We start from the raw sequence: 14,358 nt of genomic DNA on the forward strand, positions 1-14,358 counted from the left end.
ACAACTGGTTTTGGCGTAGACACATCGCCATTGAGGCGCAGAAGAAAACCGATCCAGCTCTGTTGACGCGGGATCAGCAGTCATTGCCCCGCTTCGGCGGGTTTTGTTCAGGCAATAAGTGCGGTGCCGTGCGTGATGCGCTGGGCTCTTACGGTTCGCTCATTTCGTTATTCTTTTTCTTTTTATCTTCGTTGTAATGCCACTTAATGGCGAAGAACATCGCCGCGCCTAACACGAGTACCTTGAACACCACGAAGAATATCGGAATCCATTCCATCTTCTGAATATTTCCATACAGCTATCAATCGCGAGGAGCATTACCTCAGAACTGCAGCTTCAGCATCTTCTTTTTTGCACCAATGGCACTTTGAAAAACCAGGCAGTGCAGATTTCCAGTGTTTGTCGAATTATGAGATTTGATGAATAGGGATTTTTCTTTAATTTCAATGAAGTGAATGGTGGGCGTGACAGGGATTGAACCTGTGACCCTTCGCGTGTGAAGCGAATGCTCTCCCGCTGAGCTACACGCCCGATGAGCCAAGCTCAATCAAGGTGGTGCGGATATACTGGCCAGCGGCTGCATAAGTCAAGCGTCTCACAAGCTTGTTTCCATAGAGATTTCTATCTTTCCCATGATAGCTCTCGCCTTGAAAGAAAAACGGCAACCACCCGTCGATGATTACCGTTCTGTTTTGATATGGGAGAGATTTCAGAGCGCTGCGAGACGAGAGCTCTCGGTCTTGTCGAAAGCTTTCTGCAACCCGGAATCACGGTCGTAAACATCGCCGTAATAATGGATTTTTCCATCCGCTTCCGGCCATGCAGTGAAATAGGAAATAAAGACAGGCACAGGCTCCTTGACCTTGATGCCGCGCTCATTCTTTCCGAAATATTTTTCGAGATCCGTCACCGATGTTCCCAGAACCGCCGCCGCCATATCGCGTGGGCGTTCCAGACGAATGCAGCCATGGCTCAGGGCACGCATGTCGCGACTGAAATAGGATTTGGCCGGTGTGTCGTGCATGTAGATATCATGCGCGTTCGGGAACAGAATCTTGAGCTCACCCAGCGCATTGTCGAGGCTCGGCTTCTGGCGAATGCCGACATGGGCTTTGCCCGCAGCAACTGCACTCCAGTTGACGGCGCTGGCGGAAACCTTCTTGCCACCTGCATAAACCTCGTAACCATTGCGGTCGAGATAGCTCGTATCACGCATGACCTTGGGCAGCATCTCGTTCAGGATGATCGAGCGCGGCACGCCCCAAGACGGATTGAAAACCACCGTCTGGACCTTGTTGTAGAAGAAGTAGGTCTGATGGGTTGGAGAGCCGATAACCACATTCATGGCCAGCTTTTCTTTTCGGTCCTCGAAATATTCCGCACGGTAAGCCGGCTGATTGACCATCACGTAACGCGTGCCAAAATCATGCGGCAGCCAGCGCAGGCGCTCCATGGAATAAAGGATACGGTCGCGTTTGATGGAAGATTGCTCGCCCTGAAGGGCTGAAAGCGTATTGCGACCGATAATGCCGTCCGGCGTGCTGCCCGAAAGCTTCTGATAGTCCTTGATTGCAGAAACCAGTTCCGGATCATAGACGTCGCCGCTCGCATGCGTGTCCAGCACCTGCTTGTGCTCGGCCAGATAGCCAGCAGGCGCATGTCTCGAAATCAGCGCAACCACCTTGCTGAGCTGGTCGTTGGTATCGCCCGGTTTGATGATGCCATTCAGCGAGACGCGGATTGGTTCGGCAGATGTCGGCTCGGTATTCGCCAACTCGCGTTTCAATGCCGCATATTGCTCATTGCTCGGCTGAAAACCATGCAGATAGGCAGCTGGATCGCTTTCCGATGCCAGCTTTTCGAGAACGGCTTTCGGATCGACACGGTCACGCGGCAGATCGTGGAAACCGCTGAGGCGGTCCGCGATTACGCGTCCCTCGCCTGCATCGATGGCATAGCGCAGCGCACGGGCAGACATGTGAATTTCAAACTCGGCAAGCTTCTGCTGGCGGTCGGCTTCAGCAGCGGCATCGAAATTGTCAGCGGGGATCGTAACTGCGTATTCATCAGGATTGAGCCCGTCTTCATCGGCACGAGCAAAGAACGCCGCGACATTCTTGGCGCGGTCGAGCACTTTATCGTCGGCCGACCACATGAAAGAGCGCTGACTTGAATAATAGTCGACGATCGCCTGTGCGATTTCTTTTTCAGCTTTGACGTTAACGGATTTTAGATAATTCGTCGCTGCATCGAAAGCGCGCTGACCTGGCGTTTCTTCGCGAACCTGCGGACGGATCGGCGACATGCCTGATGTCAGTGGATCGACAGTCACTGGTTCGGTTGCTGCAGTTACCTGCATATCGAGCGCGCTGAAATCGATATTGACCAAAGAATAGGGCTTATAGTCGTAAATCTGCGGCCCTTTGACGGTCACGCGCTGGACTGGCGGAAGGCTGCGCACGGCAGCACGAGGGGCAGAGGCGGTATTCGGCGCTACAGGCGCACGAGGAGCGACTTGCGGCTGAACAGGCTGTACCTGCTGCTGGCGACGCTGCTGGAAAAGCTCCAACAGGGAATTTGCGGCCTGGGCCTGTGTCGTGGGGAAAAACACCGAAGCTGCCAGAGCTATCGCGGCTGCGCGGCGGATATTTTGTCCGCGTGCGGCGCTGCTCTTTTCATCCATCTGCGAGTGTCTGGAAAACTGCATTTCAAACCGCCAAAGTTAATGCGTTCGCTCAAAAGCGAATCCGTCCGAATCTCACCCGTAGAATTTACCAATCTCGTATAGAAACTTTTAACGCTATTGTTTCCTGAAGCAATTTTCCGTTTTGCGTTCATCACAATTGTTTGAGGCTTCTTCTCGGGAGACGAACCCGGAATGCCTTAATGAACAAAGTGACGCAGTGGCATCCACCCCGCATCGCGCTAAAAGCCCCACAGACTATGGTTCCGAAGCTCTTCTTCGGAACTTCGATCAACACATATCGCGCTAGCCGGAAACGATGACGACCTCCGGCTGGCGCAACTGGCAAGCAAGCGAGGTACCGCGATGGCAGAAGCAAGCGCCGCCGATCTTTTTCCTCTTGGTGAAGACGACACCCCTTATCGCAAGCTGACTTCCGATCATGTCTCTGTCGATACATTCAAGGGACAGGAAGTCCTGACTGTCGATCCGGAAGGGCTTCGCCTGCTTTCGGAAACGGCTTTCGCCGATATAAACCATCTGCTTCGTCCCGGCCACCTGCAGCAGCTTGCCCATATTCTCGAAGACCCGGAAGCAACGGACAATGACCGTTTCGTTGCCTACGATCTTCTGAAGAATGCCAATATCGCCGCTGGCGGCGTGCTCCCCATGTGTCAGGATACCGGCACGGCCATCATCATGGGCAAGAAGGGCCGTCGCGTCTGGACCGAGGGCGGTGACGCTGACGCACTTGGTGCCGGTGTACTGGACGCCTACAACAAGAAGAACCTGCGTTATTCGCAGCTGGCGCCTCTTTCGATGTTCGAGGAAAAGAACACCAAAAACAATCTGCCTGCTCAGATCGATATCTATGAAGAAGGCGAAGATGCCTACAAGTTCCTTTTTGTTGCCAAGGGCGGCGGTTCGGCGAACAAGACGTTCCTCTATCAGGGAACACCGTCACTACTGACGTATGACCGCATGATCGACTTCCTCAAGGACAAGATCCTGAGCCTAGGCACTGCCGCCTGCCCGCCATACCATCTGGCGATTGTCATTGGCGGCACTTCAGCTGAGATGAACCTGAAGACGGTCAAGCTTTCCTCGACACGCTATCTGGACAGCTTGCCGACCAAGGGTTCCGAAACCGGACATGCGTTCCGCGACCTCGAAATGGAAGCTGAAATCCATAAGCTGACACAATCTCTCGGCGTCGGCGCTCAGTTCGGCGGCAAGTATTTCTGCCATGACGTCCGCGTCATTCGCCTGCCGCGCCATGGCGCTTCGCTGCCAATCGGCATCGGTGTTTCCTGCTCGGCCGACCGTCAAGCCAAGGGCAAGATCACCAAGGACGGCATCTTTCTGGAAAAACTGGAAACCAACCCGGCCAAATACATGCCGGATATCGATGAGGAAAAACTGTCGTCGCATGTGGTCAAGATTGACCTCAACCAGCCGATGCAGGCCATTCTCAAGGAATTGTCGCAACACCCGGTCAAGACGCGTCTGTCGCTCTCCGGTCCCATCATCGTGGCACGCGATCTGGCTCATGCCAAAATTCGCGAGCGGCTTGAAAACGGTGAAGCCATGCCGGATTATTTCAAGAACCACCCTATCTATTATGCAGGCCCGGCCAAGACGCCTGCCGGTTATGCCTCCGGCTCATTCGGGCCAACCACGGCAGGCCGCATGGATTCTTATGTGGACCAGTTCCAGTCCTTTGGCGGCTCAATGGTGATGCTCGCCAAGGGCAACCGTTCGCGTCAGGTGCGCGAAGCCTGCGGCCAGCACGGCGGGTTCTATCTGGGCTCCATCGGCGGCCCAGCTGCCCGTCTGGCACAGGATTGCATCAAGAAGGTCGAGGTCGTCGAATATCCGGAACTCGGCATGGAAGCGATCTGGCGTATCGAAGTGGAAGATTTCCCGGCCTTCATCGTCATCGATGACAAGGGCAACGATTTCTTCAAGGAACTCAATCTGGGTTAAAGCATTTCCAGCAAAAGTGCGAAGCGGTTTTGCGTAGGATAATGCGACGAAACAAACGCTTAGAGCACAAATCTGATACAATCATATCTGAGCTCTAAGCAAATAAAAGGGCAGCGCAAGCTGCCCTTTCTGTTTCAGGCGTTGGTGCCGCCATCGATGGTGAGCGTAGCTCCGGATACGAAACGCCCTTCGGCGCTGGCAAGCCAGGCCACCAGACTTGCAATATCGTCAGGCGAACCGAAACTGCCGGTTGCGATAAGCTCACGTTGCTGTTCAGCATGCTCCCCAGCAGCAGGGTTCATATCCGTATCAGTGGAGCCGGGCTGAACGACATTGACCGTGACGCCCTTTGGACCGAGGTCACGCGCCAGACCTTTCGTCAAACCGATCAGCGCCGCCTTGCTTGCCGCATAAAGGCTGATGCCCGGCCACGGCACGCTTTCGGCGAGGTTCGAGCCAATAGTGATGACGCGTCCGCCAGCACCGAGGTGTGGTGTGGCCGCTGAAACGGCGGCAAAGACAGCCCGGAAGTTCACAGCCATCACTTCATCGAAGTCGGCAAGTGTGACTTCTTCCAGTGGGGCCGCATGCCAGATGCCAGCGCTGTTGACCAGTATATCGAGACGACCGAAATCCTTGACCGCGTTCTCGATTGCCGCCGTAATCTGGCTCGCGTCGCGATTGTCGGCTTTCAGCGCCAGAGCCTTGCCACCATTGGCTACGATTTCGGAAACCACGGCTTCAGCTTTTTCCTTGCCGTTCACATAAGTGACGACAACTGCCGCACCATCTTTCGCGAGCCGTCGTGCAATCGCTGCACCGATGCCGCGACTTCCACCGGTGATGAAGGCAACCTTTCCGTTCAAAGCTTCCGCCGACATGCCATTTCCTTTCTGTATCGATTGATACATAATTGCTGACAGGCTTGCGCAGAACCGTCAAGCGATTTATTTAATGATCGATACAGAAAGGTTCGGACGTGGCAGAAAAAGGACGCCCCCGCAGCTTCGACTGCGAAACAGCGCTTCGTGCTGCGATGCTTATATTCTGGGAAAAAGGCTTCGACGGATCGTCGCTGGCCGATCTGACGACGGCAATGGGCATCAATGCGCCAAGCCTCTATGCGGCATTCGGAAGCAAGGAAGAGCTCTATCTTCAAGCCCTCACCCTTTATGCGGGTGAAGTAGGCATTGAAATCTGGTCGACACTGGATGAAACGGCGAATGTTCGTGCGGCTTTTGAGCGTTTTCTGCTTGCTACGATAGATGCCTATTGCGAGGAATCCGTGCCACGGGGCTGCATGATTGCCTTGGATGCGCTGCATCGGACGCATTCAAGCGACAAAGTCTGTGACGTGCTGCGCAATCACCGCCAGATCAATATCGAAACCCTGAAAAAGCGGCTCGAACGTGGCATTCGTGACGGCGATATTCCCGCATCGGTCAATTGCGAAGCAGTCGCGATTTTTTACGCGACAGTCCAGAACGGCATGTCCATTCTCGCGCGCGATGGCGGAACGCGGCACGATCTCACCGCAACGGCATTGGGCGCTATGGCCGGTTGGGAGAAGCTTGTCCTCACCGAAACATCATCAGGCAACCAGCCTTAATCGCGGGCCGTCATCAAGATAATCAGCCACCAAGGACGCCACTTCAGCGCTCGCAATGATGCGGCGATGCCCAAGGCCATTCGCCCAGTGCACCTTGACATGAGGGCCAGCTTTGCCAGCCATTTCAGCACAGATGGCGGGCACTTCCTTGTCGTCATGCGCGTGGATGACCAGTGTCGGGATCGTCATGCGCCGCAAATGAACATCGGTGTCGAAATCCGTGATCGGGTGCGCCGCGATGTAACGGACTTGTTCCTTCATTGCGATGCGCACATCACGACCGAGCCCAAGCATTTTGCCGAAACCGTCAAAGACGCTTGCCATGGAGTGCGGGGAAGCAATGGTCACCAACTTTGCCGGACGATGTGACCGGTAGCAACCGAGAGAGCCTGCAGCGGCATTGACGATGACCGCACCGCCGAATGAGTGGCCGATCATCGCATCGAACGGTCCATACTGGCGCCACGCAACATCGACGGCGGCAATTGCCTGTATCATGTTGAGGGTGCGGCCTGCCGATGCACCATGCCCCGGCAGGTCGATGGAAACAACCCGTTCGCCACATGCAACAAGCTCGCGAATGATCGTGATCATATCCGCTGTGCGCGATCCCCAGCCATGGACGACGAGCGACGTTCTTCCCACATAAATATCGGGTTCGAACAGATAGGTTGCGATAAGCCCGCGATCGATAATCAGATCGAGCCGCTTTGCCTGGCTGAGTTCATTGCTCGCCTGCTCAAGCCGCGCGGCATAGGCCTTGGTCTTCGGCTTGCGGCTTGGCGTTCGACAGAAAATCCTGAACGCGGCGCGACCTGCCTTGTCGGCATCAATGCGGCCAAGCAGACCCAGACCGAATCGCGTAACCTGCAAAGAAAACGACGTCATGACAGGGCCTCAATTATGTTCAATCCTGAACAAATAATTGTACAAGAATGAACAAAATGCAAGACAAGACTCAAAAAATGCCGTGGGACAATCCGCGCTTCAAGAACTGGATTGCTGTTGCGCGTGCCGGCAAAGCGGTGGAACGCGCCCTCGCCCAGGGGCTGTCGGCTTTCGATCTCAAGATCGCCGATCTCGATGTGCTGATGAATATTTATCGCCATCCCGGCGAATCCCAGCACGATCTTGCACGCCGCATTCTCGTCGGGCGGTCGAACATCACCATGCTGCTGCCGAAGCTCGAAAAGCGAGGCTTGCTGGTGCGCGAGGGCGATCCGGCAGACAAGCGTGTGATACGACTGACACTAACTGCCAAGGGCGAAAAGCTTCTGGGATATGCGCTGACGGTCTATACCGACCTGATTGACCGCGTCATGGCGCAATCGACAAATGCGCAGTGCAACGCGATGGGCGATGTGATGCGGCGCATATCAGAAATGCTGGAGAAAGACTGATCGGTAGGCGGGATCAGCGATCCCGCTTCATACCTTTTTCGGCAAGCTCATCAAGGTAGGTCTGCCATAAGGTGCCCTTCTCCGTGCCGAGCTTGTGGAGATAGGTCCACGAAAACAGGCCGGTATCGTGCATATCATCGAACGTTATACGGACGGCGTAATTACCGACCGGCTCCATTTTCATGATTTCGACGGCCCGCTTGCCACCAACTGTGATGCGCTGCGCCGGTGAATGTCCCTGCACTTCTGCCGAAGGCGACAGGACACGCAACAACTCGGCGGTCAGCTCGAATTTCTGGCCATCATCGAACGCCACAGTCAGCAGTTTGCGGTCGTGCGAAACACGCAATTCTGTCGGCCAGACCTCACTCATCACCGTTCTCCAGCTTGGTTCTTTGCCAGCTTTTGATAGGCCCCGCGTTAAAATATCGCAATAGTCGCGGTCATTATTGAAAGAGCTTCGCGTGCGTGAAACTGGACATTGAGGCTCGCAGATCCTATTTCTAGGTAGACAACGCGGATTTTCCTCCGTTTCCTGTGGAAACAACGGCTTAATGATGTACACAAACCAAGCTCGGCCACTTGTTTCCCCGACTGGATCCATGATTGATCCTTTCGGGCGTGCCATCACCTACCTTCGCGTTTCAGTGACGGACCGCTGTGATTTCCGTTGCACCTATTGCATGGCGGAACACATGACGTTCTTGCCCAAGAAGGATTTGCTGACGCTTGAGGAACTGGACCGGCTTTGCACCGCCTTTATCGAAAAGGGTGTCAGGAAACTGCGCCTGACCGGTGGCGAGCCTTTGGTGCGCAAAAACATCATGCACCTGATCCGGCAGCTGTCGCGCCATCTGAAATCAGGTGCGCTGGATGAATTGACGCTGACCACGAACGGATCGCAGCTTTCACGCTTTGCCGACGAGCTGACGGAATGCGGCATACGCCGTATCAATGTCTCGCTGGATACGCTTGATCCTGAAAAATTCCATCAGATTACCCGTTGGGGTGACCTTCCTCGGGTTCTTGAGGGTATTGAAGCCGCACAACGTGCCGGTATCCGCGTCAAGATCAATGCGGTCGCGTTGAAGGATTTCAACGATCACGAAATTCCTGAACTGATCCGCTGGGCCCATGGCCGCGGCATGGACATGACGCTCATCGAAACAATGCCCATGGGCGAGATCGAGTTCGACCGTACGGACCAATATCTGCCGCTCTCGCAGTTGCGCGAGGATCTGTCGCAGCAATTCACGCTTTCAGATATTCCTTACCGTACAGGCGGCCCTGCCCGTTATGTGACGATTGAGGAAACTGGCGGACGGCTCGGCTTTATCACGCCGATGACGCATAATTTCTGCGAAAGCTGCAACCGCGTCCGGCTCACCTGCACCGGTATGCTCTATATGTGCCTCGGCCAGAACGACGATGCCGATCTGCGCAAGGCGTTGCGGCAAAGCGAAAGCGACCTGCTGCTCAATCAGGCGATTGATGAAGCTATTTCGCGCAAGCCGAAAGGGCATGATTTCATCATCGACCGCGATCACAATCGCCCGGCAGTGGCGCGTCACATGAGTCTTACCGGCGGCTGAGCTGTTTATACTTCAAAAGAGCAAACGACCTGAAATAATTGTCGCGAGATCGACTTTAAAACGGTATGCAATCTTAAACTGGATTCTGTATCGTGCCGCAGTCAGCAAATTTTCGCGCAAGTATTTTCATGCTTCTCGCCATGGGCACATTCACCATTGGCGATACGATCACAAAATACCTCCTGACCGAGATGAACAGCGGACAGTACATGCTGATCCGAGGCATATTCGCCACGGTGCTGATCGGCCTGCTCGCTTGGCGCCACGGTGCATTGCGCAATCTGTCGCTTGAAAAGATGACAATCCTGCGCGTCGTAGGCGAAGTTGTCGCCACCATCACCTATATTTATTCCCTCGGCCACCTCTCGCAGGCATTCTGCTCTGCAGTCTTTCAGGCGACGCCGCTTGTCGTAACGCTTGGAGCAGCACTCTTCCTGAAGGAGAAAGTGGGCTGGCGTCGCTGGTCCTGTATCCTTGTCGGCCTTGTGGGGGTCCTCATCATCATCCGGCCCGGAACTGACGGCGCTGCAAGCCTCGCGGCCGTCGCAGTACTTCTTGCCAGCGTATGTTTTGCAGCCACGCGAGATATCGCCACGCGCCGCGTGCCCGCGCATGTACCGACCCTCTATCTTTCGACATTGACCGCAGGCGCGATAACATTGACCGGCGGCGCGCTGACCGTTCCAATGGGCGGATGGCAGCCCGTTGGAATTACAGCAGTCGGCGCCATGGTCATCGCTGCTGTTCTTCTCCTTGTCGGATATCACTTCATCATTCTAGCCATGCGTGAAGGTGAAGTATCGTTTGTTTCCCCGTTCCGTTATTCCAGCCTGCTTTGGGCAATCGGCCTCAGCACTTTGATTTTTGGCGAAGCGCCCGACATATATACGATCATAGGATCGGTTCTGGTGGTCGGAAGTGGCATCTATATGGTCTATCGTGAGAACGTGTTGAAGAAGCGGGAGCACAACAAAAGCACATTGGCGACGATCCCGACCGGCGTGGAACCCTCATGATGGCAGGCGCAATCATCGCTGGCGGGCTCTCCAGCCGCATGCAGCAGGGCGGCGTTGCTGGCGACAAGTTCCTTCAGCCGCTCGGCAAGACCGGCACCATCATTTCCCATGTCGTCAGGCGGATCGAAACGCAAGTCGAAACGCTTGTCATCAACGCGAATAGTGGTGACCCCCGCCTGACTGATCTGGGGGTATTGGTGATCAAGGACCTACCCGCGAAGCACGGTGGCCCGTTGGTCGGCATTATGACTGCTCTTATGCAGGCAAGCGCATCTTCGCTCCTGCTGACGACAGCAGCGGATACACCTTTCCTGCCTCACGACCTCGCGGACCGCCTTCTTGAGCGTCGGAATCAAACCGGGGCGCGGGTCGTTCTCGCCAGTTCTCTTCAACGGGTCCATCCTATTTTTGGATTGTGGGAAACCGGGCTGACTGATGAACTCGTCACCTGGCTCGCCAATACCAGCAGGGCCAGCGTCTTCGCGTTCGCCGAACATATCGGATTTGAGACAGTCGATTTTCCGCTTGCCTTCGTTGGTGATAGCCCGGAAACATATGATCCGTTCTTCAATATCAATCGGCCCGACGATCTTTTCGTCGCCCGAAAACTGGTTGAGGCGATGGAATGAACCAGAAGCTTTTCGGTATTACCGGCTGGAAAAATTCCGGCAAGACGACAATGACCGAGCGTCTGGTCGCATGCCTGACGGCACGCGGATACCGTATCGCCACCATCAAGCACGCCCATCATAATTTCGATATCGATCATGAGGGCACCGATTCCTGGCGTCATCGAAAGGCCGGAGCAGCGGAAGTGGCTATCGTCTCGTCGCAGCGCTACGCGATCATGCATGAAGGCCTGGGCGAAGAAGAACCTTCTCTATGGGAGATTGCGGCCAAGCTGGCGCCTTGCGATCTGATTCTGGTCGAAGGCTACAAGCGCGAGACGCACAAGAAAATCGAACTGCGTCGTGAATCTGGCCACGCCGGGCCAGCTCTTTCCGCTGACGATCCCGCTATCGTCGCCATCGCCAGCAACCAGCCGCAACCCGGCGAAAAAGTGCCGGTGTTCGGTATCGATGATATAGCGCAAATAGCCGATTTCATCGAAGGTGAGATGGGTCTTTGAGAGACTCTCTATAATCACCCCCTTTTACGACACAATTCACCGCTTTTCGGTGGAGGCATGCAGAAAACGCCGAGGAATTCCCCCCTTGGACACACAATTTAATTACGCAGACCATCTTGCCAACCGTCTCAAAATGGTGGGAATATTGTTTGCACATCTGATGCTGGGACGGAAGCGCGAAAAAATATTGCGCATAATCGGCTCAACCATCTATTGGTAGTGGCCGGGGGAATCCGCTACCAAACGTGCAATTTAAAGTTTCACGGTCGTGACTACCCCTTAAGCGGCTGAACCAGAAGAAATAATCAGGGAACCAGCCAGAACAAAACGAGAGGACTAAAAATGCGCGTATTGAAGCGTATCGCTGCTGCGGCATCTGTTGCGGCGCTGGCAATTACGATCGGCAGCATGACTGCCGGTGTTGCAAATGCAGAAGAGCCACTCAAGCTCAAGATTGGCACCGAAGGCGCCTATCCTCCATTCAACTTCATCAAGCCAGACGGCACCCTCTCGGGCTTTGACGTCGATATCGCCAAGGCGCTTTGCGAAGAAATGAAGGCGCAGTGCGAATTCGTCACCCAGGAATGGGACGGCGCTATTCCTGCCCTTCAGGCTGGCAAGTTCGATGCCTTCATCGCCTCCATGTCCATCACGGACGAGCGCAAGAAGCAGGTCGACTTCTCCAACAAATATTACAACACACCTCCCGGCATCGCAGCTCCCAAGGATACCGACATCAAGGGCGTGACCAAGGAAGACCTCGCCGGCAAGACCATTGGCGTTCAGGTTTCCACCACGCACTCCAACTACTCGGAAAAGACCTTTACCGACAGCACGATCAAGGCCTATCCGACTGCTGAGGAATACCGTCTCGATCTCGCCAATGGTCGTCTCGATGCCGTCAACGACGATAGCGTGACACTGGCCGAATGGCTGAAGTCGCCGGATGGCGCCTGCTGCAAGATGGTCGGCACTTTCCCGCCGGTTATCGAGATCCATGGTCCGGGCGCTGGCGTTGCCTTCAAGAAGGGCCGTCCGGAGCTGGTTGAAAAATTCAACGCAGCCATCAAGGCGATCCGAGCAAACGGCAAGTACAAGGAAGTCAACGACAAGTACTTTGACTTCGATGCTTATGGCGCCGAAAATTAATCAAAACTGACACCTATGCGCCGGTTCGCTTTCCGCAGATCGGCGCAAAACATTTGTATGGGCATGCCGCACAAGCCTCGCTGGGCAAAACCTCGCAGGCGATAAAAACATAGGCAAATGCCTTTAGGAAAAAGAATAGGCGCATGGAACACTACGCCACTTTGTTGAGTTTCGGCCCCGACGGATGGGGTGCCAGTATTGCCTGGGGGCTTCTGGTAACCGTCTCGCTGGCTCTCGCAACACTCCCGGTTGGTCTCGCACTCGGATTTCTGGTTGCTGTCGGTAAGCAGTCCACCGAACCATCGATCCGGCTCGCTTCAAACATATACACGACAATCTTTCGTGGTTTGCCTGAGCTTCTAACCCTCTTTCTAGTTTATTTCGGCGCCTCTCTCGGGTTGCAACGGCTTCTCAGTCTGTTCGGCATCGAAGCGAATGTGGAAATCAATGCGTTCGGCGCCGGTATGGTTGCGCTGGGCTTCGTCTTCTCCTCCTATTCGAGCGAAGTCTTCCTTTCGGCGTTTCGCGCAATTCCGCACGGGCAGTATGAAGGCGGTTATGCAGTTGGCCTGTCGCACTGGCAGACCATGCGCAAGGTCATCCTGCCGCAGTTGATCCGCATCGCCCTGCCCGGCCTCGCCAATCTGTGGCTGGTACTGCTCAAGGACACATCCCTGGTTTCGGTCATCACATTGTCCGATATTCTGCGGCAAACCTCCATTGCAGCACGCGTAACCAAAGAACCATTTCTGTTCTTCGGTATAGCCTGCCTGCTCTATCTGGTTCTCGCAATCATCTCGTCCTACTTCATCAATCGCATTGCCCGCTGGGCTGATGCGGGCGCCAACCGGTCGCGAGGTGCATAATATGAGCCAGACTGTTTCCACTACGACAATTCCCGCGATGGCTCCGCCACCCGTTGTCAAGCAATGGACGCGGATGCGCATTGCCGGCCATATCATCGTTGCGTTCTGGTTCCTTCTTTTCGCCGGCCTTGCGATCTATCTCTACAATGCATGGCGTATCGATCTGTTTGAAACCTATGGGCCACGCTACTGGTCCGGGCTTCTGATAACGCTGAAACTGGTTGCCGTATCGATTGTCATAGGCGCCCTGCTCTCGCTGCCGATCACTGTCGCGCGCATGTCCAACAGTCGGTGGCTGCGGGGAATTGCTTTCGGCTATGTCTATTTCTTCCGCGGCACGCCGCTGCTGGCGCAGACATTCCTTATCTATTACGGCTTCGGCACGTTCCGTCCTTTTCTTGAAAGCATCGGGCTCTGGGTGTTTTTTCGCGATGCGTGGAATTGCGCCATTCTGGCGTTTTCGCTCAACACAGCGGCCTATCAGGCTGAAATCCTCCGCGGCGCTATCCAGAGCGTGGCGCTGGGCCAATGGGAAGGCGCTGCGGCACTCGGCATTTCGAAGCGTGTGACGTTCTGGAAAGTTATTCTTCCGCAGGCGCTCATTGTGGCGTTGCGTCCTTACGGCAACGAAATCATCCTGATGATCAAGGGCTCGGCGATTGTAGCTATCATTACCGTGCTTGACCTGATGGGTGAGACGCGCCGCGCCTATTCGCGGACATTCGATTTCCAGACTTATCTCTGGGCTGCAGTCATTTATCTGTTTATCGTCGAATGCCTGCGGCACGTTTGGGATTTCCTCGAACGAAGGCTGACCCGCCATCTCATTCGCTAGAGATCACTAAACCGGCAAAAAACAAAAATATCGCCCCCGGCAGCCTTGCAGCTTCCGGGGGCGATCTGTTTAGAATGCAGCTTCACACAGTAA

Annotated in this window: 14 protein-coding genes and 1 tRNA gene; 10 read left to right on the forward strand and 5 right to left on the reverse strand. The window is 54.9% G+C overall.

Going from position 1 to position 14,358, the window contains the following annotated elements; genetic code table 11:
• Positions 1 to 456: 456 nt before the first annotated feature.
• Together AAE521_RS03585 and AAE521_RS03590 are read right to left on the reverse strand one after the other, a co-directional pair.
• A tRNA-Val gene (locus AAE521_RS03585) sits at positions 457 to 531 on the reverse strand.
• A 178-nt stretch (positions 532 to 709) separates the two neighbouring features.
• Positions 710 to 2,683 (reverse strand): L,D-transpeptidase family protein, encoded by a 1,974-nt coding sequence (locus tag AAE521_RS03590; protein WP_374864439.1) that lies wholly within the window; start codon positions 2,681 to 2,683, stop codon positions 710 to 712.
• A 366-nt stretch (positions 2,684 to 3,049) separates the two neighbouring features.
• On the opposite strand from AAE521_RS03590, the gene AAE521_RS03595 reads away from it, so the two are divergent.
• Positions 3,050 to 4,669, forward strand: a complete 1,620-nt coding sequence (locus AAE521_RS03595; RefSeq protein ID WP_342060479.1) for a fumarate hydratase — start codon at positions 3,050 to 3,052, stop codon at positions 4,667 to 4,669.
• 134 nt (positions 4,670 to 4,803) lie between these two features.
• Here AAE521_RS03595 and AAE521_RS03600 read toward each other — a convergent pair whose 3' ends face one another.
• The gene (locus AAE521_RS03600) at positions 4,804 to 5,550 is read right to left on the reverse strand and encodes an SDR family NAD(P)-dependent oxidoreductase (protein WP_071632803.1); all 747 of its coding nucleotides are present in this window, start codon (positions 5,548 to 5,550) and stop codon (positions 4,804 to 4,806) included.
• Between the two features lie 98 nt (positions 5,551 to 5,648).
• Between AAE521_RS03600 and AAE521_RS03605 the strand changes: the two genes are divergently transcribed.
• Positions 5,649 to 6,278: a TetR/AcrR family transcriptional regulator gene (locus tag AAE521_RS03605; RefSeq protein ID WP_071632802.1), complete on the forward strand. Its 630-nt coding sequence runs from the start codon at positions 5,649 to 5,651 to the stop codon at positions 6,276 to 6,278.
• Here the strand turns inward: AAE521_RS03605 and AAE521_RS03610 are convergent.
• Positions 6,261 to 7,166: an alpha/beta fold hydrolase gene (locus tag AAE521_RS03610; RefSeq protein WP_342060480.1), complete on the reverse strand. Its 906-nt coding sequence runs from the start codon at positions 7,164 to 7,166 to the stop codon at positions 6,261 to 6,263. The genes AAE521_RS03605 and AAE521_RS03610 overlap by 18 nt on opposite strands.
• Before the next feature lie 47 nt (positions 7,167 to 7,213).
• Here AAE521_RS03610 and AAE521_RS03615 point away from each other — a divergent pair, with 47 nt between their 5' ends.
• Positions 7,214 to 7,678: a MarR family winged helix-turn-helix transcriptional regulator gene (locus tag AAE521_RS03615; RefSeq protein ID WP_071632800.1), complete on the forward strand. Its 465-nt coding sequence runs from the start codon at positions 7,214 to 7,216 to the stop codon at positions 7,676 to 7,678.
• A 13-nt stretch (positions 7,679 to 7,691) separates the two neighbouring features.
• Here the strand turns inward: AAE521_RS03615 and AAE521_RS03620 are convergent, their stop codons facing one another.
• On the reverse strand, positions 7,692 to 8,051 hold the full coding sequence (locus AAE521_RS03620; protein WP_071632799.1) for a gamma-butyrobetaine hydroxylase family protein: 360 nt from the start codon (positions 8,049 to 8,051) through the stop codon (positions 7,692 to 7,694).
• A gap of 229 nt (positions 8,052 to 8,280) precedes the next feature.
• Here AAE521_RS03620 and moaA point away from each other — a divergent pair, with 229 nt between their 5' ends.
• The 7 genes from moaA (at position 8,281) to AAE521_RS03655 (ending at position 14,265) form a co-directional block, all read left to right on the forward strand.
• Positions 8,281 to 9,270: a GTP 3',8-cyclase MoaA gene (moaA, locus tag AAE521_RS03625; protein WP_235817678.1), complete on the forward strand. Its 990-nt coding sequence runs from the start codon at positions 8,281 to 8,283 to the stop codon at positions 9,268 to 9,270.
• Positions 9,271 to 9,398: 128 nt separating this feature from the next.
• Positions 9,399 to 10,286, forward strand: a complete 888-nt coding sequence (locus AAE521_RS03630) for a DMT family transporter (protein ID WP_071632797.1) — start codon at positions 9,399 to 9,401, stop codon at positions 10,284 to 10,286.
• Entirely contained in the window at positions 10,283 to 10,915 is a 633-nt protein-coding gene (gene mobA, locus AAE521_RS03635) for a molybdenum cofactor guanylyltransferase (protein ID WP_071632796.1), read from the forward strand. The genes AAE521_RS03630 and mobA overlap by 4 nt, the downstream gene beginning before the upstream one ends.
• Positions 10,912 to 11,415 (forward strand): molybdopterin-guanine dinucleotide biosynthesis protein B, encoded by a 504-nt coding sequence (mobB, locus tag AAE521_RS03640; RefSeq protein WP_071632795.1) that lies wholly within the window; start codon positions 10,912 to 10,914, stop codon positions 11,413 to 11,415. The genes mobA and mobB overlap by 4 nt, the downstream gene beginning before the upstream one ends.
• A 342-nt stretch (positions 11,416 to 11,757) precedes the next feature.
• Positions 11,758 to 12,564, forward strand: coding sequence for an ABC transporter substrate-binding protein (locus AAE521_RS03645; RefSeq protein WP_010661304.1), 807 nt, complete (start codon positions 11,758 to 11,760; stop codon positions 12,562 to 12,564).
• A 143-nt stretch (positions 12,565 to 12,707) separates the two neighbouring features.
• Positions 12,708 to 13,430 carry an ABC transporter permease gene (locus AAE521_RS03650; RefSeq protein WP_071632794.1) on the forward strand — a complete coding sequence of 241 codons (723 nt, stop codon included), beginning with the start codon at positions 12,708 to 12,710 and terminating at the stop codon, positions 13,428 to 13,430.
• Between the two features lies 1 nt (position 13,431).
• Positions 13,432 to 14,265 carry an ABC transporter permease gene (locus tag AAE521_RS03655; protein ID WP_071632793.1) on the forward strand — a complete coding sequence of 278 codons (834 nt, stop codon included), beginning with the start codon at positions 13,432 to 13,434 and terminating at the stop codon, positions 14,263 to 14,265.
• The last annotated feature ends 93 nt before the right edge of the window (positions 14,266 to 14,358 follow it).

It is taken from the genome of Brucella cytisi (assembly GCF_038433355.1).
Classification (GTDB): domain Bacteria; phylum Pseudomonadota; class Alphaproteobacteria; order Rhizobiales; family Rhizobiaceae; genus Brucella; species Brucella cytisi.

Excerpts from the sequence above, each read along its gene's own strand:
- moaA (WP_235817678.1), top strand. The coding sequence starts at position 8,281 with ATGATTGATCCTTTCGGGCGTGCCATCACCTACCTTCGCGTTTCAGTG.
- AAE521_RS03595 (WP_342060479.1), top strand. The coding sequence starts at position 3,050 with ATGGCAGAAGCAAGCGCCGCCGATCTTTTTCCTCTTGGTGAAGACGAC.
- AAE521_RS03600 (WP_071632803.1), bottom strand. The coding sequence starts at position 5,550 with ATGTCGGCGGAAGCTTTGAACGGAAAGGTTGCCTTCATCACCGGTGGA.
- mobB (WP_071632795.1), top strand. The coding sequence starts at position 10,912 with ATGAACCAGAAGCTTTTCGGTATTACCGGCTGGAAAAATTCCGGCAAG.
- AAE521_RS03655 (WP_071632793.1), top strand. The coding sequence starts at position 13,432 with ATGAGCCAGACTGTTTCCACTACGACAATTCCCGCGATGGCTCCGCCA.
- mobA (WP_071632796.1), top strand. The coding sequence starts at position 10,283 with ATGATGGCAGGCGCAATCATCGCTGGCGGGCTCTCCAGCCGCATGCAG.
- AAE521_RS03610 (WP_342060480.1), bottom strand. The coding sequence starts at position 7,166 with ATGACGTCGTTTTCTTTGCAGGTTACGCGATTCGGTCTGGGTCTGCTT.
- AAE521_RS03590 (WP_374864439.1), bottom strand. The coding sequence starts at position 2,683 with ATGGATGAAAAGAGCAGCGCCGCACGCGGACAAAATATCCGCCGCGCA.
- AAE521_RS03630 (WP_071632797.1), top strand. The coding sequence starts at position 9,399 with ATGCTTCTCGCCATGGGCACATTCACCATTGGCGATACGATCACAAAA.
- AAE521_RS03645 (WP_010661304.1), top strand. The coding sequence starts at position 11,758 with ATGCGCGTATTGAAGCGTATCGCTGCTGCGGCATCTGTTGCGGCGCTG.
- AAE521_RS03620 (WP_071632799.1), bottom strand. The coding sequence starts at position 8,051 with ATGAGTGAGGTCTGGCCGACAGAATTGCGTGTTTCGCACGACCGCAAA.
- AAE521_RS03650 (WP_071632794.1), top strand. The coding sequence starts at position 12,708 with ATGGAACACTACGCCACTTTGTTGAGTTTCGGCCCCGACGGATGGGGT.
- AAE521_RS03615 (WP_071632800.1), top strand. The coding sequence starts at position 7,214 with ATGAACAAAATGCAAGACAAGACTCAAAAAATGCCGTGGGACAATCCG.